General features: G+C 68.4%; 13 protein-coding genes and 2 rRNA genes. 9 read left to right on the top strand and 6 right to left on the bottom strand.

Annotated features, from left to right (window positions below):
- Nucleotides 1-46 precede the first annotated feature (46 nt).
- Genes ACSMXX_RS30045 through ACSMXX_RS30060 form a run of 4 tightly spaced genes read left to right on the top strand, consistent with a single transcriptional unit; the run spans nucleotide 47 to nucleotide 4,317 of the window.
- Nucleotides 47-2,764 (top strand): sensor histidine kinase, encoded by a 2,718-nt coding sequence (locus tag ACSMXX_RS30045; protein WP_473181798.1) that lies wholly within the window; start codon nucleotides 47-49, stop codon nucleotides 2,762-2,764.
- Nucleotides 2,761-3,204 carry a roadblock/LC7 domain-containing protein gene (locus tag ACSMXX_RS30050; RefSeq protein WP_473181799.1) on the top strand — a complete coding sequence of 148 codons (444 nt, stop codon included), beginning with the start codon at nucleotides 2,761-2,763 and terminating at the stop codon, nucleotides 3,202-3,204. Before ACSMXX_RS30045 ends, ACSMXX_RS30050 begins: the two co-directional genes overlap by 4 nt.
- A gap of 23 nt (nucleotides 3,205-3,227) precedes the next feature.
- Nucleotides 3,228-3,707 carry a DUF742 domain-containing protein gene (locus ACSMXX_RS30055; RefSeq protein WP_473181800.1) on the top strand — a complete coding sequence of 160 codons (480 nt, stop codon included), beginning with the start codon at nucleotides 3,228-3,230 and terminating at the stop codon, nucleotides 3,705-3,707.
- A complete protein-coding gene (locus ACSMXX_RS30060) occupies nucleotides 3,688-4,317 on the top strand; it encodes a GTP-binding protein (protein ID WP_473181801.1) in 630 nt (209 codons plus the stop codon). Before ACSMXX_RS30055 ends, ACSMXX_RS30060 begins: the two co-directional genes overlap by 20 nt.
- Nucleotides 4,318-4,408: 91 nt before the next feature.
- On the opposite strand, the gene glpK is transcribed toward ACSMXX_RS30060, so the two are convergent.
- Entirely contained in the window at nucleotides 4,409-5,917 is a 1,509-nt protein-coding gene (glpK, locus tag ACSMXX_RS30065) for a glycerol kinase GlpK (RefSeq protein WP_473181802.1), read from the bottom strand.
- A gap of 62 nt (nucleotides 5,918-5,979) precedes the next feature.
- Nucleotides 5,980-6,714, bottom strand: coding sequence for an MIP/aquaporin family protein (locus ACSMXX_RS30070; protein ID WP_473181803.1), 735 nt, complete (start codon nucleotides 6,712-6,714; stop codon nucleotides 5,980-5,982).
- 529 nt (nucleotides 6,715-7,243) lie between these two features.
- Here ACSMXX_RS30070 and ACSMXX_RS30075 point away from each other — a divergent pair.
- A complete protein-coding gene (locus tag ACSMXX_RS30075) occupies nucleotides 7,244-8,704 on the top strand; it encodes an aldehyde dehydrogenase family protein (protein ID WP_473185039.1) in 1,461 nt (486 codons plus the stop codon).
- Between the two features lie 249 nt (nucleotides 8,705-8,953).
- Here the strand turns inward: ACSMXX_RS30075 and ACSMXX_RS30080 are convergent, their stop codons facing one another.
- Together ACSMXX_RS30080 and ACSMXX_RS30085 are read right to left on the bottom strand one after the other, a co-directional pair.
- Nucleotides 8,954-9,817 (bottom strand): M15 family metallopeptidase, encoded by an 864-nt coding sequence (locus ACSMXX_RS30080; protein WP_473181804.1) that lies wholly within the window; start codon nucleotides 9,815-9,817, stop codon nucleotides 8,954-8,956.
- 14 nt (nucleotides 9,818-9,831) lie between these two features.
- Nucleotides 9,832-12,081, bottom strand: coding sequence for a TIM-barrel domain-containing protein (locus ACSMXX_RS30085; protein WP_473181805.1), 2,250 nt, complete (start codon nucleotides 12,079-12,081; stop codon nucleotides 9,832-9,834).
- A gap of 288 nt (nucleotides 12,082-12,369) precedes the next feature.
- Between ACSMXX_RS30085 and ACSMXX_RS30090 the strand changes: the two genes are divergently transcribed.
- Nucleotides 12,370-14,406 carry an acetoacetate--CoA ligase gene (locus ACSMXX_RS30090; RefSeq protein WP_473181806.1) on the top strand — a complete coding sequence of 679 codons (2,037 nt, stop codon included), beginning with the start codon at nucleotides 12,370-12,372 and terminating at the stop codon, nucleotides 14,404-14,406.
- Nucleotides 14,407-14,489: 83 nt separating this feature from the next.
- Nucleotides 14,490-15,428, top strand: a complete 939-nt coding sequence (locus ACSMXX_RS30095) for a hypothetical protein (RefSeq protein WP_473181807.1) — start codon at nucleotides 14,490-14,492, stop codon at nucleotides 15,426-15,428.
- 78 nt (nucleotides 15,429-15,506) lie between these two features.
- On the opposite strand, the gene ptsP is transcribed toward ACSMXX_RS30095, so the two are convergent.
- On the bottom strand, nucleotides 15,507-17,177 hold the full coding sequence (ptsP, locus tag ACSMXX_RS30100) for a phosphoenolpyruvate--protein phosphotransferase (protein WP_473185040.1): 1,671 nt from the start codon (nucleotides 17,175-17,177) through the stop codon (nucleotides 15,507-15,509).
- An 87-nt stretch (nucleotides 17,178-17,264) separates the two neighbouring features.
- Nucleotides 17,265-17,714 carry a PTS sugar transporter subunit IIA gene (locus tag ACSMXX_RS30105; RefSeq protein WP_473181808.1) on the bottom strand — a complete coding sequence of 150 codons (450 nt, stop codon included), beginning with the start codon at nucleotides 17,712-17,714 and terminating at the stop codon, nucleotides 17,265-17,267.
- Nucleotides 17,715-18,207: 493 nt separating this feature from the next.
- Here ACSMXX_RS30105 and ACSMXX_RS30110 point away from each other — a divergent pair.
- Nucleotides 18,208-19,735: ribosomal RNA gene (locus ACSMXX_RS30110) — 16S ribosomal RNA — on the top strand.
- Between the two features lie 341 nt (nucleotides 19,736-20,076).
- Nucleotides 20,077-23,201 (top strand): 23S ribosomal RNA (locus tag ACSMXX_RS30115).
- The 16S and 23S rRNA genes sit together here, the layout of an rRNA operon.
- Nucleotides 23,202-23,213: the final 12 nt, after the last annotated feature.

Consider the following 23,213-nt stretch of genomic DNA (forward strand, 5'->3'; position numbering starts at 1 on the left):
CTGTCGGAACTCGCCCCCGAGCGGACGGGGTTGACTAGGGGAGGCCATGCGCTTGCGCGGTAGGTCGATCCGCCGGAAGATCGTGGTGCTGCTGCTGGTGCCGCTGCTGTCTCTGGTGTCCATCTGGGCCTTCGCCACGTACATCACCGGCCGTCAGGCGCAGGAATTGCTGAACGTGGTCAACACCGTCGACAAGGTGGGCGACCCAGCGCAGGACGCAGCTCAGGCGCTCCAGCGGGAGCGGCGGCAGGTGATGGTCTACCTCGCGGACCCGCGTGGCTCCGAGGCGCTGACCCAGATGAAGAAGCAACAGCGGGACACAGACGCGCAGATCGCGAAGCTGCGCTCCAACGCCCGTGCGCCCGGGCTGCGTTCGAACCTCACGGTCAACGCGCACCAGCGCCTCGACGCGATGCTGGACAAGCTCGAAGGCCTGAAGAAGGTCCGCAAGGCGGGGGAGAGCACGCTCACCCGCGGCGGCGCCTTCCAGGCGTACAACGGACTCATCGACCCCTGCTACACGTTCCTCAGCGCGCTGGGCGGCCTCGACGACGTCGACCTCGACAAGCAGGGACGCGCCCTCGTCGGCCTCGTACGGGCACGCGAGTATCTCTCCCGCGAGGACGCGCTGATGGCCGCGGCGCTCGCCTCCGGGAAGATGACCAGCGGCGACCGGCGCGCGTTCTCCGACCGCGTCGCCGAACGCAACCTCACCTACGAGACGACCCTCGCGGAACTGCCCGCCGAGGAACGCCAGGTCTTCGACGCGTACTGGAACGGCACCGACGGGGGCACGCTGCGCAGTTACGAGGACGCCGTCATCGCGGCGGGCAGCCGGGGCACCGACGGCGTGGTGAACGCGGAACGCTGGCAGTCGGCGACCTCCACGGTCCTCACCGATCTCGAGCGCATGAACTTCGAGGCCCGCGACCGCTACGAGCAGCGCGTGCAGCCGGATGCGACCAAGGTGCTCATCCAGGCCGGAGCGGCGGCCGTCCTCGGTGCCGCCGCCGTCATCGCCTCGGTGGTCATCTCCTTCCGGGTCGGCCGCGGCCTCGTACGCGATCTGCGCACCCTGCGCAGAGAGGCACAGGAGGCCGCCGGAGTGCGGCTGCCGAGCGTGATGCGCCGTCTCGCCGCCGGCGAGGCCGTCGACATCGAGACCGAGGCGCCGAAGCTGGAGTACTCGCAGGACGAGGCCGGGCAGGTCGGCCAGGCCGTCAACACCCTGCAGCGCGCCGCCGTCGAAGCGGCCGTGAAACAGGCGGACATGCGCCGCGGCGTCTCCGAGGTGTTCGTCAACCTGGCCCGCCGGAACCAGGTTCTGCTGCACAAGCAGCTGAGCCTCCTGGACCACATGGAGCGGCGCACCGAGGACTCCGACGAACTCGCCGACCTCTTCCGCCTCGACCACCTCACCACCCGCATGCGCCGCCACGCTGAAGGGCTCGTGATCCTCTCCGGAGCCGCGCCCTCCCGGCAGTGGCGCAAGCCGGTGCAGCTGATGGACGTCGTACGCGCCGCCGTCGCCGAGGTCGAGGACTACGAACGCATCGAGGTCCGCCGCCTGCCGCGGCTTGCGGTGGACGGCGGTTCCGTCGCCGACCTCACGCACCTCATCGCCGAACTCCTGGAGAACGCCACCGTCTACTCGCCTCCTCACACGGCGGTGCAGGTCCTGGGCGAACGCGTCGCGAACGGCTACACCCTGGAGATCCACGACCGCGGACTCGGCATGGCGGCCGACGCGCTCCTCGAAGCGAACCTGCGGCTCGCGGAGACACCGGAGTTCGAACTCTCCGACACCGACCGCCTCGGACTATTCGTGGTCTCCCGGCTCGCACAGCGCCAGGGTGTACGCGTATCGCTGCAGCCCTCGCCGTACGGGGGCACCACGGCCGTCGTCCTGCTCCCCGGCAGGATCCTCACGGAGACCTCGGGGCACGACGACGACCGGGTCGAGCGGGAGCCGTCGGGCAACGGCGTCTCCGGTACCCGGCTGGACGCTCTCACCCGCGGTCCTTCCGCTCCGGGGGCGAGTGGGACTCCGCGGGAGCGGGCCGCCCTCGACGGACCCGTCGAACTGGAGGCCCCGCTAGGCGAGTTGGAGGAGGGCTCCGGTCACGGGAACGGCAGGGACGACGCGAACGGCGGCCGCCAGACCCCGCTCCACAGCGCCCCCGGCCCCGCCCTGGGCGGTCCCAGGCCCGGCCTCGAACAGCACCAGCAGGCCGAGGACGACTCCGAGGGCTCCTCCCGTCCCACGTCGTCCGGAGAGGGCCGGGGCGGCCTGGCCCCGCTGCCGCGCCGCCGCCCCCGTACGCCGGTGCTGGTCGCCGACCACGGGCGTACGGTCGGACGCGACGAGGAGGCCTCAGAGGCTCAGGAGGCCGACGCCACGGAAGGGCGCCGGGACCGTCCGGGCAGCCAGGACCACTCCGCGGACGCCGGTACGGGTCCAGGCACCACGCCGTCCGCCGGTCCCGCTCAGTCCGGTACGGTCTCCGGACTGCCCCGCAGGGTCCGCCAGGCGAGCCTGGCACCCCAGCTCAAACAGAATTCGGGCGACAGCGCACCGGGGAGCGGCGGCGACCAAGGTCCCCGCTCCGACGATCTCGCCAACCGCGACGCGGACGAGGTACGCAGCCGGATGGCCTCGCTCCAGCGTGGCTGGCAGCGCGGCCGCCTGCACAACGCCGGCGCATCGGGGGACGAGGCGGCGGAGTCAGCACCAGGAACGACACCGGAGGGGGACGGTCGATGACCGCACCGAAAGGCACGGAGAGCAACGCTTCTGGGAGCGGTGAACTCAACTGGCTCCTGGACGAGTTGGTCCAGCGTGTCGGCAGCATCAGCAAGGCTCTCGTCCTCTCCGGCGACGGGCTGCCCCGTGGGGCCTCCCAGGACCTGACGCGGGAGGACGGCGAGCATCTGGCCGCCGTCGCGTCCGGTTTCCACAGCCTCGCCAAGGGCGTCGGCCGGCACTTCGACGTGGGCGGAGTGCGCCAGACCGTCGTCGAACTGGAGGAGGCGTTCCTCTTCGTCACTGCAGCCGGGGACGGCAGCTGCCTCGCCGTGGTCGCCGAGGCGGACGCCGACGTCGGACTGATCGCCTACGAGATGACACTCCTGGTCAAGCGGGTCGGTGCACACCTGGGCACCGCCCCCCGGTCGGGCCCGCCGAGCCGCACCAGCGGCAACTGACGGGATCTGAACGGGACACAGTGATGACGGACCGCTGGTTCGACGACGCCGCTGGGCCTGTGGTGCGGCCGTACGCCATGACGCGCGGCCGCACCCGCAGCAGCTCCGACGATGTACGCCTCGACCTCATCGCCCTCGTGATCGCGCAGGGCCGGGACGGTGAAGGGGCAGCGAAGGCCCAGGAGAGCGGCGACGGCGGCGGCGACAATCACGAGGGCGCGGCCGGTGAGGACACCGGCGGCGGCGCCCTGGACAACACGGATGTGCTCGCGGACAACTCCCTCGCTCCGGAGCATGTCGACATCGTCGTCCAGTGCCGCCGTGCTCCGCAGTCCGTCGCCGAGCTGGCCGCCGAACTCGACCTTCCCGTCGGCGTCGTACGCGTTCTCATCGGGGACCTCATCGACGCCGACTGGGTACGCGTGAGCAGGCCCGTCCCTCCGGCGGAACTGCCGGACGAAAGCATTCTCAGAGAGGTAATCGATGGCCTTCGGGCGCTCTAAGCGAGGCGCGAGCAAGGCGTCACCAGCCGAACCGGTGACGCTGAAACTTCTCGTGGCCGGCGGATTCGGCGTCGGCAAGACAACTCTCGTCGGCTCCGTCAGCGAGATCAAACCGCTGCGCACGGAGGAGACACTCACCGAGGCGGGCCGCCCGGTGGACGACACCGCCGGCGTGGAGTCGAAGTCCACGACGACCGTCGCCATGGACTTCGGCCGCATCACCATCAACGACGGCCTGGTGCTCTACCTGTTCGGCACGCCCGGACAGGACCGGTTCTGGTTCCTCTGGGACGAGCTGGCGCAGGGGGCACTGGGCGCGGTCGTGCTCGTCGACACACGGCGGCTGGAGGACAGCTTCGCCGGCATCGACTACTTCGAACGCCGGAGCATCCCGTTCACCGTCGCGGTCAACCACTTCGACGGCGCCGAGGTCTACCCGCCCGACGCCATCCGCGAGGCGCTCGACCTGGACGCGGAGGTGCCGGTGCTGGTGTGCGACGCCCGCCGCCGCGAATCCGTCCGCGACGTGCTGGTCTCCGTCGTCGAGCATGCGATGCGCCGTGCCGTGGCCGCCCAGCAGACGGAGCCCCGCCCGGCCCCGGCGCGCTGAACGCCGCCGGGACCGGACGGGGCTCCGGTGCTGCCATGCGGCGCTGCGGTACTGCCGCGCGCCGCGGAACCGGTGAGCCGCCGTCAGCCGGTCACTCGCCGTCCTCCAGCCAGCCGAAGCTGCGCTCCACCGCCTTGCGCCAGTTGTGGTACTCCCGGTCCCGGGCGTCCTGGTCCATCTGGGGAGTCCACTCCGCGTCGCGCTTCCAGTGGCTGCTGAGCTCGTCCAGGTCGGACCAGACCCCTGTCGCCAGCCCTGCCGCGTAGGCAGCGCCGAGACATGTGGTCTCCGCGACGACCGGCCGGATCACCGGTACGCCGAGCACGTCCGCCTGGTGCTGCATGAGGAGATTGTTCTCGGTCATGCCGCCGTCGACCTTCAGGCTGGTGATGTGGACGCCGGAGTCCTGGTACATGGCGTCCACGACCTCGCGCGTCTGCCAGCTGGTGGCCTCCAGCACCGCGCGTGCCAGGTGCCCCTTCGTGACGTAACGGGTAAGCCCGGCCACCACGCCGCGCGCGTCCGAGCGCCAGTACGGAGCGAACAGCCCCGAGAAGGCCGGGACGATGTAGGCACCGCCGTTGTCGTCGACGCTCGCGGCGAGCGTCTCGATCTCGGCGGCCTCGCTGATGATGCCGAGCTGGTCGCGGAACCACTGGACGAGCGCGCCCGTGATGGCGATCGACCCTTCCAGGCAGTACGTGGGAGCGTCACCGCCGAGCTGGTAGGCCATCGTCGTCAGCAGGCCGTTCTTGCTGGGGACGGGCCGCTGACCGGTGTTCAGCAGCAGGAAGGAGCCGGTGCCGTAGGTGTTCTTGGCCTCGCCGACGGAGTAGCACGTCTGGCCGAACAGCGCCGCGTGCTGGTCGCCGAGCGCGGACGCCACCGGCACCCCGGCGACCTGGCCGTGGGCCGTCCCGTACACCTCGGCCGAGGACCTGATCTCCGGCAGCACGGCCGCAGGCACGTTCATCGCGTCGAGGATGGACTGGTCCCACTGGAGCGTCTCCAGGTTCATCAGCATGGTGCGCCCGGCGTTGGTGACGTCGGTGACGTGCACCCCGCTGTCCGTGGCTCCCGTGAGGTTCCAGATCAGCCAGGAGTCGATGGTGCCGAAGGCGATGTCGCCGGCTTCGGCGCGCTGCCGCAGGCCGGGCACGTTGTCCAGCAGCCAGGCGACCTTGGGCCCGGCGAAGTAGCTCGCCAGCGGCAGGCCCGTACGGTCGCGGAAGCGGTCCTGGCCGTCCGAGCCGCCCAGTTCGTTGCAGAGGGTGGCCGTGCGGGTGTCCTGCCAGACGATGGCGTTGTGCACCGGCTTGCCGGTCTTCCTGTCCCACAGGACGGTGGTCTCACGCTGGTTGGTGATGCCCAGCGCGCTCAGCTGGTCGGCCCGCAGACCGGCCTTGGCGATCGCCCCGGCCACCACCGCCTGCACCTTGGACCAGATCTCGGTGGCGTCGTGCTCCACCCACCCCGGCTTCGGGAAGATCTGGCGGTGCTCGCGCTGGTCGACGGCTACGACGGCGCCGTCCTGGTTGAAGATGATGCAGCGGCTCGATGTGGTGCCCTGGTCGATCGCTGCGACGAACTTGTCCGACATGGTCGCGTCCCCTTGTCCGAACCGGAGTGCTGGAGAGAAGTCCCGGGGCGCTCGGCCCGGGATCAGAAGGCGAGTTTGAAGATGCCCGCCGCTATCGCGGCCCCGATGAGCGGACCGGCGACCGGGACCCAGGAGTAACCCCAGTCCGACCCGCCCTTGTTGGGGATGGGCAGCAGCGCGTGAGCTATGCGGGGCCCGAGGTCCCGGGCGGGGTTGATGGCGTACCCGGTCGGGCCGCCGAGCGAGAGCCCGATGCCGACGACGAGCAGGGCGACGATGAGAACCTGCGTGCCGTTCTCGGCGAGCGCCGAAGTCGCACCGAAGGCGAGGATCGGCAGAACCAGCGCGATGGTGGCGACTATCTCGGTGGCGAGATTGGCACCCGGGTTGCGCACCTCGGGGATGGTGGAGAAGTTGCCGAGCGTCCCCTGGGCGAACTCGGGGTCGGCGTTGGCGGCGAACTGTGCGTAGTAGGCCACCCACACCAGGACGGCACCGATGACGGCGCCGATCATCTGCGCGGCTATGTAGAGCGGCACCTTGCTCCACTCGCCGCTGTCGAGGGCGATGCCAACGGTCACCGCGGGGTTGATGTGCCCGCCCGAGAGCGGCAGTGCCGTGTAGGCGCCGGCGAGCACGCCGAAGCCCCAGCCGAAGGCGATGACCACCCAGCCGGATGCGGCGGCCTTGGAGAATCGCAGATTGACGGCGGCACAGACACCGGCTCCGAAGAGGATGAGAATCGCGGTGCCGATCACCTCACCCGCGAAGATGTCCGTGTTGGAGAACTGGCTCATGACGGCTCCTTGTCCCTTGGCCGGGGGAGGCGCCCCCGGACGTTCCTTCGGGATGGTGCTTGATCTGGCACGGAGCCGGCGCCAGGGCAGAGGGCCGCTGATCACGGTCCGGCGCCACCCCGCCCGGTCTCCGTGACGAGCGTGTCGGCAGTGTTCATCGCAGCTGAGGGACCGTCAAGGGCATTGACATCATGGACGTGCCGGGCCGTGGAGGTCATCGACATCGCCGCCGTGTCGGAGTTATCCGCTCCGTATTTCCCCCGGATCCGGGGGGGCCGGTGGAGCGGTCACGGACCCTTGGCCCGCACGGGATCGCCGGGAGGATTCCGTTTCCTGCGGGCGGGCTGGGGAGTGCTGGGCGGGCCACGACCGTTGACACCCGCGTCGGGACAGCCGGAGACTCCGGCTAGCAATATGAACGAAAGTTCGCCTGGCGAACATGGTCCTGCTCGCGGCGTCCGGCGGCTCACGGCCCCGCACCGGCGGTCGGACCTCGCTCAGCACCGCCGCCACCTCGGGAGGCCCCGGCATGACCGTCCACCGCGACCTGTTCATCGGCGGGAAGGATGTCCCCGCCGCCTCCGGACGCAGGGCCGAGGATCACAACCCGTACACCGGCGAGGTCTACGCCACGGTCGCCGCCGGCGGACCGGAGGATGTGCGCCGTGCGGTGGCGGCCGCCGACGCGGCGTTCCCGTCCTGGGCGGCGACCGGGCCCGCCGAGCGCCGTGCCGTATTCCTCAAGGCCGCCGACATCCTGGACTCCCGCGGCGAGGAGGCCGCGACGCTCATGGCGCAGGAGGCGGGAGGCAGCCGCCCCTGGGCCCTCTTCAACGTGCAGCTGGCCTCCGGGATGCTCCGCGAGGCGGCGGCAGCGGTCAGCGCACCCCAGGGCGAGGTGCTGACGCCGCAGGACGACGGGACGCTGAGCCTCGCCGTCCGTGAGCCGGTCGGTGTCGTGGCGGCGTTCGCGCCGTGGAACGCCCCTGTCATCCTGGGGACCCGGGCCGTGGCCGCGCCGCTCGCCGCGGGGAACACCGTCGTCGTCAAACCCAGCGAGGACGCACCGCTGGCCTGCGGTTACTTCGTGGCGGACGTACTGCGGGAGGCCGGCCTGCCCGACGGTGTGCTCAACGTCGTCAGCAACGACCCCGGGGACGCCGCCGAGGTCGCCGCGGCGCTGGTGGCCGAACCGGCTGTGTGCGCGGTCAACTTCACCGGTTCGACGGGTGTCGGCCGCCTCATAGGCAATCTCGCGGCGCAGCATCTCAAGCCCGCCGTCCTGGAGTTGGGCGGCAAGAACTCCGTCATCGTGCTCGACGACGCCGACGTCGACTACGCCGTCGACGCCGCTACGTTCGCGGTCTTCATGAACGCGGGCCAGATCTGCATGTCGGGCGACCGGATCCTGGTGCACACCTCGCTGGCCGAGGAGTTCACCGAGAAGTTCACCGCGAAGGTGGCCGCGCTGCCGCACGGCGGTCCGGCCGAACCCACCACCGTCATCGGGCCGATGGTGAGCACCGAGTCCGCGGAACGGGTCGCGGCTCTCGTCCGGGACGCCGTCGGCAAGGGCGCCGCGGTGCTCACCGGGGGAGGCGCACCGGAGAACGCCGTGCACCCCGCCACCGTGCTCACCGGGGTCACCCCCGGCATGGAGCTGTACCACGGCGAGGCGTTCGGCCCCGTCTGCGCTGTCGCCACCTTCACCGACGACGACGAAGCAGTCGCTCTGGCCAACGACACCGAACACGGCCTGACTTGCGGCATCATCACCGAGAACGGCACGCACGGGCTCGCCCTCGCGCGCCGCATACGCACCGGCATCGTGCACGTGGGCGACCAGTCGGTCGCGGACGAACCCCAGGTCCCCTTCGGCGGATTCAAGGCGTCCGGCTACGGCCGGTTCGGCGGCCGCTGGGGCATCGAGGCGTTCAGCAACACCCGCTGGGTCACGCTGGCCACCCGGCACGCGCACTACCCCTTCTGAGGCTCGGGGCCCGCCGGCAGCCGGCCCGGTCCCGGATGTCACGGCCGTGTCACCGGACGCGTACACGTGTGTACGGACCGTCCAGGCGGCGAACCGTCCCGTTGCCGCCGCCGTCCACGACGTCAGTACGGCGGCACGGGACCCACGGGGGTGGCTCCGTGCCGCCGTACGGTGCCGGGCCCGTCCGCCGGAGCCCCGGGGAAACCGCAGGCCGGCACCCTGCCGGCCTGCCGCCCCGACGGTCGCCGTTCAGTGTCCTTCGAGCGCGCGACGCCAGACGGGGAAGTCGAAGTAGGTCTCGGGGAACGTCTCTTCCGTGAGGGTGTAGTGCCACCACTCCTCGGGGAGGTTGGTGAACCCGGACTTCTCCATCGTGTTCTTCAGCAGCATCCGGTTCGCCCGCTGCTTGCCCTCGATACGCGGATCGAGGGTGTGCGAGAGCGTGTCGAAACAGTCGTAACCGGTGCCCATGTCCACGGAGTTGTCGGGGAAGCGCACATCCTGCGGCGCGAAGCAGGACACGAGCGGCTCACCCGGCCGGTACGGGCGCGTCGGCTTCGCCGGCAGCCGCACCAGCGTCAGATCGACCGTGCTGCCCCTGCTGTGGCCGGACTTCTCGGCTATGTAGCCGTCCTCGAAGAGGCGGTCCTTCTCGACGCGCGGATAGAACTCGTCCTTCATACGCTCGTCGTCCAGGTCCTTCGCCCACTCCACGAAGTGGTCGACCGCCCGCTGCGGGCGGTAACAGTCGTACACCTTCAGGGAGTAGCCCTTCCCGAGGAGCGAGCGCTGCGCCGTTCGCAGCGCCTCGGCGGTGTCGCGGGTGACGATGCACATGCTCTGCCGGTAGCCGTGCACGCGGTCGCCGACGAAGTTGTGCCGCGTCCGGTAGCGGATCTCCTGAAGGACGGTGGGGGCGACGTCGCGCAGCGCGACGAACTCCCTGGGAGCGGAGGGGTCTTGGTGCCCGCCGTCCCGGTGTCCTCGCTGAGCGGGGTCACCGGCCGCACTGGCCGCGGCCGAGGCGGCGGGTGCTGCGGACACGAGGGTTGCCAGGGCGAGCAGCCCGGCAGTGAGCGCCGTGCGGCTGAATGATCCTCTGAATGCTGCCATGGCCCATTCGTCTATCAGCTTCGCAGCCGCACCGGGTAGCCCACGGGAGCACCGTCCTCGCGAGTCACCACCGTGGCGCCGCCGCGTCGCAGGACCGTGAAGCGCTCCGCGGGCGGCGGCAGTTCACCGCGCTCCGCACCGGCGTCGCGGATCACCAGCCCCTTGCCTCTCCGTCCCGGTGCGGGCGTCCAGACCTCCAGTTCCGTGCCCCGGTCCGTGCCGGTCACCGGTACCGCCGCTCCGGCACGGGCCAGCACGGGGATCCGCGACAGCGGGGCGTCGAGGAGAACTTCGCCCGGACCTTCGTGCATCTCGCCCGTCACCGTCTCGTACCAGCGGCCGTGCGGCAGCCGCACCGTCCGCCGGCGGGCGCCCTCCTCCAGCACCGGGGCCACCAGCAGCGCGTCGCCCAGCAGAAAGGCGTCGCCGCAGTCGCGCAGCGACCGCTCACGTGGATGCTGCCACCACAGCGGACGTACGTACGGAGCGCCGGTGCGGTGCGCGAGATGGGCGAGCGTGGTGAAGTACGGCCGCAGCCTCTCCCGTTCGGCCATGGCCGACGCGCAGCCCGACAGCACCTCGTCCCCGAACGCCCAAGGCTCCCTTGCGCCGGTCCCCTTGGCGACGTGAACGTGGAACAGCGGGAAGTACGCGGCGAGTTGGAACCAGCGCAGATACAGCTCCGGAGACGGGGTGCCGGCGGGCCCTCCGATCCCCGGGCCGGAATACGGCACGCCGCACAGACCCAGCCCCACCACCAGGGACAGCGACTCCCGCAGCCCTTCCCATCCTGTGGCCACCTCGCCGCCCCGGGTGCCTCCGTCGCGCTGCATGCCTGCCCAACCGCCGTGCGAGAGGGCGAACTTGGCGCCGTCGTGCGCTGTGCCGGACGGGTCCTGGGTGGCCGAGGGCGCCGATGAAGCGGTGTCCCGGGTGTCGTCGCCGGACACGAGACGGACTCCGTACTCCTGCAACTCGGCGGCCGGCGGAGGCAGATCGGCCCGCCGCCCGCGTTCGCCCCTGAGTATCCGGTTCGCGGCGTGCCCCACGTGTCCGGCGTCGCCGTCCAAGTGGACGGCACGCAGGGGCAGTTCATGCTCGCGGTACCCCGCCGCGACCTGACTGGGCCCCCGGCCGGACCCGGCGCCCGCGTGCTGGTGCCCCAGCGCCCACCCGGGCGGCAGCACAGGGGCACCTGTCAGGCGTGCCCAGCCGTGCAGCACCCGGGCCGGCGGCCCCGCCATCACCCAATAGCGCAACGGCCCCCCGGCCATGCGGATTTGGCTGTGCCCCGGGCGGTCGTGTCCCGAGCCTCTTCCCTCCAGGCCCTGGCGCAACGTCACCCGGCCCTCGCCGGGGTTGTCGTGGAAGACCAGATGAGTGCCCGCGTCCGCGACGACTAGCTGTACGGGCATGGAGAGGTCCGGCGCGTCGTCCCCGTGCCGGGCGCCGTCCGGGGCAGTGGCGGGGCCGCGCTTGCGCAGCGGGTACGAACCGTCGGGCAGGCAGGGTCCGCACGTACGTCCGCCGAGCCCGAAGAAGCGGGCGTCGGCGGCCACTTGGGAGCGGTGCATCCACCGGCCGCCCCGCCCGGCGGGCGGCACCTCCGCTCCGGGCTCCTGCCGCGCGGCGGCCTCGCTGCGCCCGGCCGCCGCCCCGTCCACGACGGGATCCCGGTCGCCCTCCTGCTCGGCCGTCTCCCGCTCCGCCTTCCTCTGCTCCGCCGTCTCCCGCTCCCCGGCCGGCTCGTCGGAGTTCCCATCCCGGCCGCCGGACGTCTCCCACCAGCGCGGCGGCAGGTCCCTGCGCAGCAACTCACCGCCGGGAGTGCGTACTTCGACCGTCCCGTGACGGGAGACCGTCAGCAGCAGCCGCTCCGAGACCAGCCGCCATCCGCCGTCCTTGTCCGGCTCCAGCACAGCACGGGTGTCCGCTTCCGGAACGGGTCCGGGCAGCGCGTACGAAGGGCTCGGTCCCGCCTCGTCCCAGCCGAGGAAGACGGCACCGCCCACAGCGACACGTACGGAGAGCGACGACCGCTCGAACCGGATCGTCCCGCCCCCCGGCCGCGCCACAGCGCCGCTCGCGGGCCCGGGCACCCGGGCCCGCTCGGCTCCCCGGGACCGCTGCCGCCCGGCTGCGCCACGCCGCAGCCCCCACGAGGCCCGCTGGGCCTTGGTCCGTCCAGGACTGGAACCCCCCGGCTTCGACCGCCACGCCGCGCCCGCCGCCCGCACCGCCCCCACCAGGCCACGCCCATCCATGCTGTTCAGCGTGCCAGCGCGGAGCGCCGTCCGTCACCGGCGTTCAACCGGAGTTCACTCATTGAACATCCGCTCGTGCCATGCGTCTCCGCGCCTCCACGCGCCTCCGCCGGCGTGTGGGGCGGGCGCCTGTGCCTGCCACCGTCAGAGGGTGCTCCCGCCACATTCGCTGCGAGGCGGGCATGTGGTGTGCGCCCTGGCGTGAGTGTTGATCACATGGCATCGTCCAGGTCAGCCACACGTACGCCCGCAAGGCGTGCCGCCAGCCCATCCGGACCGGGAGCCGCCATGACCGCCGCGCACAGCACACCGCAACCGCAGCCCGTCTCGCCGGAGCCTCTCTGGCGGCCGGGCCCGGACCGCGTTGCTGGCGCACGGATCACACGCTTCCAGGCGTGGGCGGCCGAACACCACGGTGCGCCCGCCGCCGTACCCGGCGACCCGGAGGCGAGCTACGCCGCACTGCACCGCTGGTCCGTGGAGGAACTGACCTCTTTCTGGCAGGCGCTCACCGAATGGTTCGACGTCCGCTTCTCCACCCCTTACGAGACGGTGCTGGCCGACTCCGCCATGCCCGGCGCCGAATGGTTCCCCGGAGCGAGGCTCAACTACGCCGAGCACGCGCTGCGCATGGCCGAGGACCCGGCACGAGTCGACGACCCGGCCCTGCTGCACGTCGACGAGGAGCACGAGCCGAGCCCTGTCACCTGGGGCGAACTCCGCCGCCAAGTGGGCTCCCTCTCCGCCGAACTGCGCCGGCTCGGCGTACGGCCGGGCGACCGCGTCAGCGGCTACCTGCCAAACGTTCCCCAGGCGGTCGTCGCCCTGCTCGCGTCCGCCGCCGTCGGAGCGGTGTGGACGTCCTGCGCGCCGGACTTCGGTGCCCGCAGCGTCCTCGACCGCTTCCAGCAGGTCGAGCCGGCCGTGCTGTTCACGGTGGACGGATACCGTTACGGCGGCAAGGAACACGACCGCCGCGAGACCGTCGCCGAACTCCGCCGCGAACTGCCCAGTCTGCGCGCGGTGGTTCACATCCCCCTGCTCGGCACCCCGGCCCCCGACGGGACGTTGGAGTGGTCCGCCCTGACCGCCGCCCCGGCCGGTTCCGCCGACAGCGCTCCCGTCTTCGAGCAGGTGCCCTTCGACCATCCGCTGTGGGTTCTCTACTCCTCCGGCACCACGGGGCTGCCGAAGGCGATCGTGCAGTCGCAGGGCGGCATCCTCCTGGAACACCTCAAGCAGCTCGGCCTGCACTGCGACACCGGCCCCGGGGACCGCTTCTTCTGGTACACCTCCACCGGCTGGATGATGTGGAACTTCCTCATCTCCGGTCTCCTCACCGGCAGCACCGTCGTCACCTACGACGGCAGCCCGGGCCATCCGGACATGAACGCGCAGTGGCAGGTGGCAGCCCGCACCGGCACCACCTTCTTCGGCACCTCGGCCGCGTACGTCATGGCCTGCCGCAAGGCCGGCATCCACCCGGGCCGAGACCTCGACCTCTCCCGCGTCAAGTGCGTCGCCACCACCGGCTCGCCGCTGCCGCCCGACGGTTTCCGCTGGATCCACGACGAGGTCTCCGAGGACATGTGGATCGCCTCCGTCAGCGGCGGCACCGACGTCTGCAGCTGCTTCGCCGGCGCCGTCCCCACCCTCCCCGTGCACACGGGCGAGCTGCAGGCGCCCTCACTCGCGACGGACCTGCAGTCCTGGGACCCGCAGGGCAAGCCGCTCACGGACGAAGTCGGCGAACTCGTCGTCACCTGCCCTCTGCCCTCCATGCCCATCCGCTTCTGGAACGACCCGGACGGATCGCGCTACCGCGAGAGCTACTTCGAGATGTTCCCCGGCGTCTGGCGGCACGGCGACTGGATCACGCTCACCGGCCGCAACACCGTGGTCATCCACGGCCGTTCGGACTCCACGCTCAACCGGCAGGGCGTGCGCATGGGGTCCGCCGACATCTACGAGGCCGTGGAGCGGCTGCCCGAGATCCGCGAATCCCTCGTCATCGGAGTCGAACAGGCGGACGGGGGCTACTGGATGCCGCTCTTCGTCCACCTCGCCCAGGGAGCCGAGCTCGACGACACACTGCGTGACCGCATCAGGCAGACCATCCGGGAAGGGCTCTCTCCGCGCCACGTGCCCGACGAGATCATCGAGATCGAGGGCGTGCCGCACACGCTCACCGGCAAGCGCCTCGAAGTCCCCGTGAAACGCCTGCTCCAGGGCACCCGCCTGGACAAGGCCGTCAATCCCGGATCCGTCGACGACGTCGAGCTCCTCCGCTTCTACGAACGGCTCGCTCAGGACCGCACCGGCTGAGCGAGGCGGCCGCGGCGGCCCGTTGTCAGACCCCCCGATTACGGTGAGTGAGCAAGTGATCCGTACGGCCCGAGGGGGAGCCCATGGCACACACCAGAAGCCGCAGACGCAGCCGCCACCGCACCCTGCGTCGCGAAGCACCCAGCATCGTCCCGGTGCTGGCCGACGAGTCGCACTTCGCGCGCATGCGGACGTACGGATCCTTCAGCTTCGACGATCACCAGAGCTATCTGAGGCAGCTGGAAGGGATGCTGCGCGCGCTGACGGCCGATCACGTGCACACCCGTGTGGCGTTGTTCGACCCTGTCGACTACGAGCTGTTCTGCCAGGAGCAGCGGCTCGACCCCGACACCGCGGCCAGCCGCGGGCGGTATGTCGCCGAGGTCGCCGTGACCGGCACCACGGTGCCGTACCGGGGACAGGCCCTCGCCCGTCTGCTGCCGCAGCTCCGCGACGCACACGTGTGCCGGCTCACCTGGCAGGCGGGAGCCGAGATCCTGGCCAGGGCGGGTTCCTGCGGCCGGTGCGGCACCGACATCGGGAAGGCGGCCTTCGACCGTGCCGCACTCGCGCTGAGCGCTCTCCTCGACGCGGCCGGGCCCGGTGTCCACCATCTGGTCGCCAGTGTCGCCGTCCCGGGCTCACCACTCGCCGCGGCACTCGATGTGCGCCGCACGGCCCAAGGCGCCTGCCACGCCCACGAGTCCGCGGCGCTGGCACTGACCACGGCGCTCGCGGCGGGGTTCGCCACCGGCAGCCACGGCGGCCTCGTGCTCCGTTCGGAGGCCCGCGCCGCCGCCGGACGAGGCGGTGACGGATCCGACGGGGCGCCGCCGGGTGACGTGGTGCGCGGGTGGCGGCTCGACCCGGGGCGGTGCTGGCTGAGGCCGCTGAGTGCCGCCGAGGTCTTCGCCGCCTACTGCACCGACCCGGCCACACGGGAGCCGGTGGCCCCGGAGCCCGGGGTCGAGCACGCGCCCGGCCACCACCTGTCGCACCCGGGGGGTGAACTGCACTGCTGACCCGTCCCGCAGGGCTGGCGGTGGTCCGCGGGCGGCGTCAGCACGACACCGGTCGCGGACCGGCGGCCGGCCCCGGGTTCACTCGCCGGAGAGCACGGCCTGCGCGGCGACCAGCGAGTCCTGCGCGCTGTCCGCCGCCCTCGCCGCCGCGGCCGCGCGCTCACACTGGGCCAGAGTGTGCTTGGCCAGCGTCGCCCGTACGTACGGAATGGACGCTGCGCCCATAGACAGGCTCGTCACCCCGAGCCCTGTCAGCACACACGCGAGCAGCGGGTCGGCGGCCGCCTCCCCGCACACTCCGCAGCTCTTCCCCTCCGCCGCGGCCGCCTCGGCCGCCAGCGCCACCAGATCCAGCAACGCAGGCTGCCAGGGGTCCTGCAGCCGGGAGACGGCACCCACCTGACGGTCCGCGGCGAAGGTGTACTGCGCGAGATCGTTCGTCCCCAGCGAGAGGAACTCCACCTCCTGCAGCACGGACCGCGCACGCAACGCAGCCGAGGGCACCTCCACCATCACCCCGCACTTGGCTTCCAGCCCCGCTGCACGGCAGGCGTCCGCGAACGCCCTGGCGTCGGCGCGGTCGGCCACCATCGGGGCCATCACCTCCAGGTAGACCGGCAGCCCGTCGGCCGCCTTCGCCAGCGCGGCGAGCTGTCCCTGGAGCACCTCGGGGTGGTCGAGCAGCGTACGCAGACCACGGACTCCGAGCGCTGGGTTGGGTTCGTCGGCCGGTGTGAGGAAGTCCAGCGGCTTGTCTGCCCCGGCGTCCAGCACACGCACGACGACGCGCCCCTCCGGAAAGGCCTCCAGCACCTGCCTGTAGGCCGTGACCTGCTTCTCCTCGGAGGGCGCCTTCGTGCTGTCGTCGAGGAAGAGGAACTCGGTGCGGAACAGCCCGACGCCTTCCGCGCCGGCCTCGACAGCGGCGCTCACATCCGCGGGCCCGCCGACGTTGGCCAGCAGCGGCACCTTGTGACCGTCGGACGTCGCCCCCGGCCCCTTGGCGGCGTCCAGCGATGCCTTCCGCTCACGCGCCTCCCTGGCCAGCTCGGCCTGCTCCTCCTCGGTCGGCGACACCCGCACGGTGCCGGTGCTGCCGTCGACAGCCACGACGGTGCCCTCCGCCACCTCGCAGGCACCCGCAAGCGCCACGACGGCGGGCACTCCCAACGCACGGGCAAGGATGGCGCTGTGGCTGGTCGGACCGCCCTCTTCCGTCACGAAGCCGAGCACGAGCCCCGGATCCAGCAGCGCGGTGTCGGCCGGAGCCAGGTCGCGCGCGATGAGCACGTACGGCTGGTCGCTGTCGGGCACACCGGGCATCGGAACGCCCATCAGCCGCGCGACGATGCGGTTCCGCACGTCGTCGAGGTCCGCGACCCGGCCCGCGAGGTACTCGCCGGCACCGGCGAGCAGAGCCCGGTAGGCGGCGAAGGCGTCGTAGACAGCTCGTTCCGCCGTGCTTCCCACCGCGATACGCCGTTCGACGTCGGCCAGCAGTTCGGGATCCTGCGCCATCATGGCCTGCGCCTCGAGGACTGCCTGCGCTTCGCCGCCCGCGAGATTGCCCCTGGCCATCAGGTCGTTGGCCACGGCTTCGACCGAACGCTGCGCGCGTTGCTGCTCCCGCGGCGCCTCCGACTCGGAGATCTGCCTGGCCGGCGGCTCCATGACCGCCGTACCCATGTGCCGGACCTCACCGATCGCCACTCCGTGACTTACGCCGACACCTCGAAGGGGTGTGTCCATCTCACTCATCTCCGGTTGGTGCGGTGAGCCCGGCCACCGCTGTACTTCACGCGTACCCGACGCTCTGCGCGGGAGCGGGTACGGACGTCACTTCCACTTGAAGAGCGTCGTACCAGTGTCGACGACGCCCTCCTCCAGTACGGCCCCAAGCGAGTCGGCGGCGGCCTCGAGCGCGATCACCGGTGAGATGGGCGACTTCCCCGCCTGTTCGATGACGGCCGGATCCCAGCGCACGAGCGCCTGTCCGCGCTCCACCGTGTCGCCCTTGGCGGCGAGGAGTTCGAAACCTTCTCCGTTGAGCTGGACCGTGTCGATCCCCAGATGAGTCAGCACACCATGTCCGTCCGGATCGACGACGACGAAGGCGTGCGGATGCAGCGAGACGATGATCCCGTCCACAGGGGAGACAGCTTCGATGCGCTCCCGTACCGGATCAACGGCGGTACCCGGTCCGACCATCGCCGCTGAGAAAACAGGGTCGGGCACCGACGAAAGCCCGACGGCGACTCCGGCCAGGGGGGACGTAACGGTGGTCATGGTGCCTCCCGGTGAGGGAACGGAACGTCCGCCGTCCCCGACCTGTCCTGGACGGCGCATCGTTGAGAAGCGTAAGTCATGGAAACGGCCCGCTCAGCCCGAGCATGAGGTGTGGCGTGTGCGTCCCGGCCCTGCACGGGCCCGAGCCGCGGGAAATCAATTTGCCCCTGCTTCTGCGGCCCGGTAACGTCGCCCCCCGGCCTGGTGCCCGACAGCTCGGCCGACAGCCCCAATTCGTTTGCGGGGCAAGGAGTTTGATAGTGTCGGGTTTACCGAGAGGGAAGCGCCCGGAGTGGCCTGTGGCAGGGTTGTGATGGAAGCGTCCGTTCTTTGAGAACTCAACAGCGTGCTAAAAGTCAACGCCAGATATGTTGATACCCCGCATCCCGGGTTTTTGAGGGGTGTGGATTTCTTTGATGACAGCGAGGGTGCTGGCATGCCGGGATTATTCCTCCTGGTTGTGCCGCTCTTTGTGGTCTGTCTTTTTGAGGCATTCACGGAGAGTTTGATCCTGGCTCAGGACGAACGCTGGCGGCGTGCTTAACACATGCAAGTCGAACGATGAACCGGTTTCGGCCGGGGATTAGTGGCGAACGGGTGAGTAACACGTGGGCAATCTGCCCTGCACTTCGGGACAAGCCCTGGAAACGGGGTCTAATACCGTATGGGACTGCCGGGCGCATGCTCTGGTGGTGGAAAGCTTCGGCGGTGCAGGATGAGCCCGCGGCCTATCAGCTTGTTGGTGGGGTGATGGCCTACCAAGGCGACGACGGGTAGCCGGCCTGAGAGGGCGACCGGCCACACTGGGACTGAGACACGGCCCAGACTCCTACGGGAGGCAGCAGTGGGGAATATTGCACAATGGGCGGAAGCCTGATGCAGCGACGCCGCGTGAGGGATGACGGCCTTCGGGTTGTAAACCTCTTTCAGCAGGGAAGAAGCGTGAGTGACGGTACCTGCAGAAGAAGCACCGGCTAACTACGTGCCAGCAGCCGCGGTAATACGTAGGGTGCAAGCGTTGTCCGGAATTATTGGGCGTAAAGAGCTCGTAGGCGGCTTGTCGCGTCGGATGTGAAAGCCCGGGGCTTAACCCTGGGTCTGCATTCGATACGGGCAGGCTGGAGTTCGGTAGGGGAGATCGGAATTCCTGGTGTAGCGGTGAAATGCGCAGATATCAGGAGGAACACCGGTGGCGAAGGCGGATCTCTGGGCCGATACTGACGCTGAGGAGCGAAAGCATGGGGAGCGAACAGGATTAGATACCCTGGTAGTCCATGCCGTAAACGTTGGGCACTAGGTGTGGGCGACATTCCACGTTGTCCGTGCCGCAGCTAACGCATTAAGTGCCCCGCCTGGGGAGTACGGCCGCAAGGCTAAAACTCAAAGGAATTGACGGGGGCCCGCACAAGCGGCGGAGCATGTGGCTTAATTCGACGCAACGCGAAGAACCTTACCAAGGCTTGACATACACCGGAAAACCCTGGAGACAGGGTCCCCCTTGTGGTCGGTGTACAGGTGGTGCATGGCTGTCGTCAGCTCGTGTCGTGAGATGTTGGGTTAAGTCCCGCAACGAGCGCAACCCTTGTCTCGTGTTGCCAGCAGGCCCTTGTGGTGCTGGGGACTCACGGGAGACTGCCGGGGTCAACTCGGAGGAAGGTGGGGACGACGTCAAGTCATCATGCCCCTTATGTCTTGGGCTGCACACGTGCTACAATGGCCGGTACAATGAGTGGCGATGCCGTGAGGTGGAGCGAATCTCAAAAAGCCGGTCTCAGTTCGGATTGGGGTCTGCAACTCGACCCCATGAAGTCGGAGTCGCTAGTAATCGCAGATCAGCATTGCTGCGGTGAATACGTTCCCGGGCCTTGTACACACCGCCCGTCACGTCACGAAAGTCGGTAACACCCGAAGCCGGTGGCCCAACCCCTTGTGGGAGGGAGCCGTCGAAGGTGGGACTGGCGATTGGGACGAAGTCGTAACAAGGTAGCCGTACCGGAAGGTGCGGCTGGATCACCTCCTTTCTAAGGAGCATGTGGCGACAGGGTTCACCTCCCGTTCGGAGGTCCTGCCGTCCAGAGCCATTTCGTCGGCGAATGTCCGACGGTGGTCTGCTCATGGGTGGAACGTTGACTATTCGGTCTGCTGTCGCGGGCCTGTCATCCAAGTACTGCCTCGTCTTCGGACGGGGTGTGGAACGGAGGACGGGCCGGTGGCGGGGGCCGGGCGCGCTGTTGGGTGTCTGAGAGTACGGCCGTGTGGTCGTGGGTCTCTTGGTGCCGGTCCCGGTGTACTGCGTCTGTGGGCGTGGGTGGTGGGTGGCTGGTTGTTGTTTGAGAACTGGACAGTGGACGCGAGCATCTGTGGCCAAGTTTTTAAGGGCGCACGGTGGATGCCTTGGCACCAGGAACCGATGAAGGACGTGGGAGGCCGCGATAGGCCCCGGGGAGTTGTCAACCGAGCTGTGATCCGGGGGTGTCCGAATGGGGAAACCCGGCAGTCGTCATGGGCTGTCACCTGCATCTGAATGTATAGGGTGTGTGGAGGGAACGCGGGGAAGTGAAACATCTCAGTACCCGCAGGAAGAGAAAACAACCGTGATTCCGGGAGTAGTGGCGAGCGAAACTGGATGAGGCTAAACCGTATGTGTGTGAGACCCGGCAGGGGTTGCATGTACGGGGTTGTGGGATGGGGCTTCAGTCGTCTGCCGGCGGCTGGGTGAGTCAGAAACCATTGCAATAGGCGAAGGGTATGCGAAAGGCCCGGCGTAGAGGGTAAGACCCCCGTAGCTGAAATTGTGATGGCTCACTTGTCTTTTTCCCGAGTAGCATGGGGCCCGAGAAATCCTGTGTGAATCTGGCGGGACCACCCGTCAAGCCTAAATATTCCCTGGTGACCGATAGCGGATAGTACCGTGAGGGAATGGTGAAAAGTACCGCGGGAGCGGAGTGAAAGAGTACCTGAAACCGTGTGCCTACAAGCCGTGGGAGCGTCGCGTGCCAAGCTTGCTTGGTGCGTCGTGACTGCGTGCCTTTTGAAGAATGAGCCTGCGAGTTTGCGGCATGTTGCGAGGTTAACCCGTGTGGGGGAGCCGTAGCGAAAGCGAGTCCGAAGAGGGCGTTTAGTAGCGTGTTCAAGACCCGAAGCGGAGTGATCTAGCCATGGGCAGGGTGAAGCGGAGGTAAGACTTCGTGGAGGCCCGAACCCACCAGGGTTGAAAACCTGGGGGATGACCTGTGGTTAGGGGTGAAAGGCCAATCAAACTCCGTGATAGCTGGTTCTCCCCGAAATGCATTTAGGTGCAGCGTCGTGTGTTTCTTGCCGGAGGTAGAGCACTGGATAGGCGATGGGCCCTACCGGGTTACTGACCTTAGCCAAACTCCGAATGCCGGTAAGTGAGAGCGCGGCAGTGAGACTGTGGGGGATAAGCTCCATGGTCGAGAGGGAAACAGCCCAGAGCATCGACTAAGGCCCCTAAGCGTGTGCTAAGTGGGAAAGGATGTGGAGTCGCAGAGACAACCAGGAGGTTGGCTTAGAAGCAGCCATCCTTGAAAGAGTGCGTAATAGCTCACTGGTCAAGTGATTCCGCGCCGACAATGTAGCGGGGCTCAAGCACACCGCCGACGTCGTGTCACTCATATGTGAGCCCTAACGGGTGTGTGGGTGGGTAGGGGAGCGTCGTGTGCCGGGTGAAGCAGCCGTGTAAGCGAGTTGTGGACGGTATGCGAGTGAGAATGCAGGCATGAGTAGCGATACATACGTGAGAAACGTGTGCGCCGATTGACTAAGGGTTCCTGGGTCAAGCTGATCTGCCCAGGGTAAGTCGGGTCCTAAGGCGAGGCCGACAGGCGTAGTCGATGGATAACCGGTTGATATTCCGGTACCCGTGGCAGTGCGCCAGCGCTGAATCAGGTGATGCTAAGCCCGTGAAGCCCCCTGCGGTGTCCTTCGGGATGCTGTGGGTGTGGTGGAGCCGGCGGTCCGAGTCTGTAGTAGGTGAGTGATGGGGTGACGCAGGAAGGTAGTCCAGCCCGGGCGGTGGTTGTCCCGGGGTAAGGGTGTAGGGCGTCATGCAGGTAAATCCGCATGACATGGGCCTGAGACCTGATGCCGAGCCGATTGTGGTGAAGTGGATGATCCTATGCTGTCGAGAAAAGCCTCTAGCGAGTGCTGTTGCGGCCCGTACCCTAAACCGACTCAGGTGGTCTGGTAGAGAATACCGAGGCGTTCGGGTGAACTATGGTTAAGGAACTCGGCAAAATGCCCCCGTAACTTCGGGAGAAGGGGGGCCACGGCTGGTGATCCCACGTGCTGGGGGAGCTGGTGGTGGCCGCAGAGACCAGCGAGAAGCGACTGTTTACTAAAAACACAGGTCCGTGCGAAGCCGTAAGGCGATGTATACGGACTGACGCCTGCCCGGTGCTGGAACGTTAAGGGGACCGGTTAGTCACATTTCGGTGTGGCGAAGCTGAGAACTTAAGCGCCAGTAAACGGCGGTGGTAACTATAACCATCCTAAGGTAGCGAAATTCCTTGTCGGGTAAGTTCCGACCTGCACGAATGGCGTAACGACTTCTTGACTGTCTCAACCATAGGCCCGGTGAAATTGCACTACGAGTAAAGATGCTCGTTTCGCGCAGCAGGACGGAAAGACCCCGGGACCTTTACTATAGCTTGATATTGGTGTTCGGTTCGGTTTGTGTAGGATAGGTGGGAGACTGTGAAGCATTCGCGCCAGCGGGTGTGGAGTCGTTGTTGAAATACCACTCTGATCGTGCTGGATGTCTAACCTGGGTCCGTGATCCGGATCAGGGACAGTGTCTGGTGGGTAGTTTAACTGGGGCGGTTGCCTCCTAAAATGTAACGGAGGCGCCCAAAGGTTCCCTCAGCCTGGTTGGTCATCAGGTGGTGAGTGTAAGTGCACAAGGGAGCTTGACTGTGAGACTGACGGGTCGAGCAGGGACGAAAGTCGGGACTAGTGATCCGGCGGTGGCTTGTGGAAGCGCCGTCGCTCAACGGATAAAAGGTACCCCGGGGATAACAGGCTGATCTTCCCCAAGAGTCCATATCGACGGGATGGTTTGGCACCTCGATGTCGGCTCGTCGCATCCTGGGGCTGGAGTCGGCCCCAAGGGTTGGGCTGTTCGCCCATTAAAGCGGTACGCGAGCTGGGTTTAGAACGTCGTGAGACAGTTCGGTCCCTATCCGCTGCGCGCGTAGGAGTCTTGAGAAGGGCTGTCCCTAGTACGAGAGGACCGGGACGGACGGACCTCTGGTGTGCCAGTTGTTCTGCCAAGAGCATGGCTGGTTGGCTACGTTCGGGAGGGATAACCGCTGAAAGCATCTAAGCGGGAAGCCTGCTTCGAGATGAGGACTCCCACCCCCTGTGTGGGGTTAAGGCTCCCGGGAGATGACCGGGTTGATAGGCCGGATATGGAAGACCCGTGAGGGTTGGAGTTGACCGGTACTAATAAGCCGAGGGCTTGACCACATGTGCTACGCG

Source organism: Streptomyces sp. DSM 116795, assembly GCF_055792905.1.

Excerpts from the sequence above, each read along its gene's own strand:
- ACSMXX_RS30045 (WP_473181798.1), top strand. The coding sequence starts at position 47 with ATGCGCTTGCGCGGTAGGTCGATCCGCCGGAAGATCGTGGTGCTGCTG.
- ACSMXX_RS30050 (WP_473181799.1), top strand. The coding sequence starts at position 2,761 with ATGACCGCACCGAAAGGCACGGAGAGCAACGCTTCTGGGAGCGGTGAA.
- ACSMXX_RS30055 (WP_473181800.1), top strand. The coding sequence starts at position 3,228 with ATGACGGACCGCTGGTTCGACGACGCCGCTGGGCCTGTGGTGCGGCCG.
- ACSMXX_RS30060 (WP_473181801.1), top strand. The coding sequence starts at position 3,688 with ATGGCCTTCGGGCGCTCTAAGCGAGGCGCGAGCAAGGCGTCACCAGCC.
- glpK (WP_473181802.1), bottom strand. The coding sequence starts at position 5,917 with ATGTCGGACAAGTTCGTCGCAGCGATCGACCAGGGCACCACATCGAGC.
- ACSMXX_RS30070 (WP_473181803.1), bottom strand. The coding sequence starts at position 6,714 with ATGAGCCAGTTCTCCAACACGGACATCTTCGCGGGTGAGGTGATCGGC.
- ACSMXX_RS30075 (WP_473185039.1), top strand. The coding sequence starts at position 7,244 with ATGACCGTCCACCGCGACCTGTTCATCGGCGGGAAGGATGTCCCCGCC.
- ACSMXX_RS30080 (WP_473181804.1), bottom strand. The coding sequence starts at position 9,817 with ATGGCAGCATTCAGAGGATCATTCAGCCGCACGGCGCTCACTGCCGGG.
- ACSMXX_RS30085 (WP_473181805.1), bottom strand. The coding sequence starts at position 12,081 with ATGGATGGGCGTGGCCTGGTGGGGGCGGTGCGGGCGGCGGGCGCGGCG.
- ACSMXX_RS30090 (WP_473181806.1), top strand. The coding sequence starts at position 12,370 with ATGACCGCCGCGCACAGCACACCGCAACCGCAGCCCGTCTCGCCGGAG.
- ACSMXX_RS30095 (WP_473181807.1), top strand. The coding sequence starts at position 14,490 with ATGGCACACACCAGAAGCCGCAGACGCAGCCGCCACCGCACCCTGCGT.
- ptsP (WP_473185040.1), bottom strand. The coding sequence starts at position 17,177 with ATGGACACACCCCTTCGAGGTGTCGGCGTAAGTCACGGAGTGGCGATC.
- ACSMXX_RS30105 (WP_473181808.1), bottom strand. The coding sequence starts at position 17,714 with ATGACCACCGTTACGTCCCCCCTGGCCGGAGTCGCCGTCGGGCTTTCG.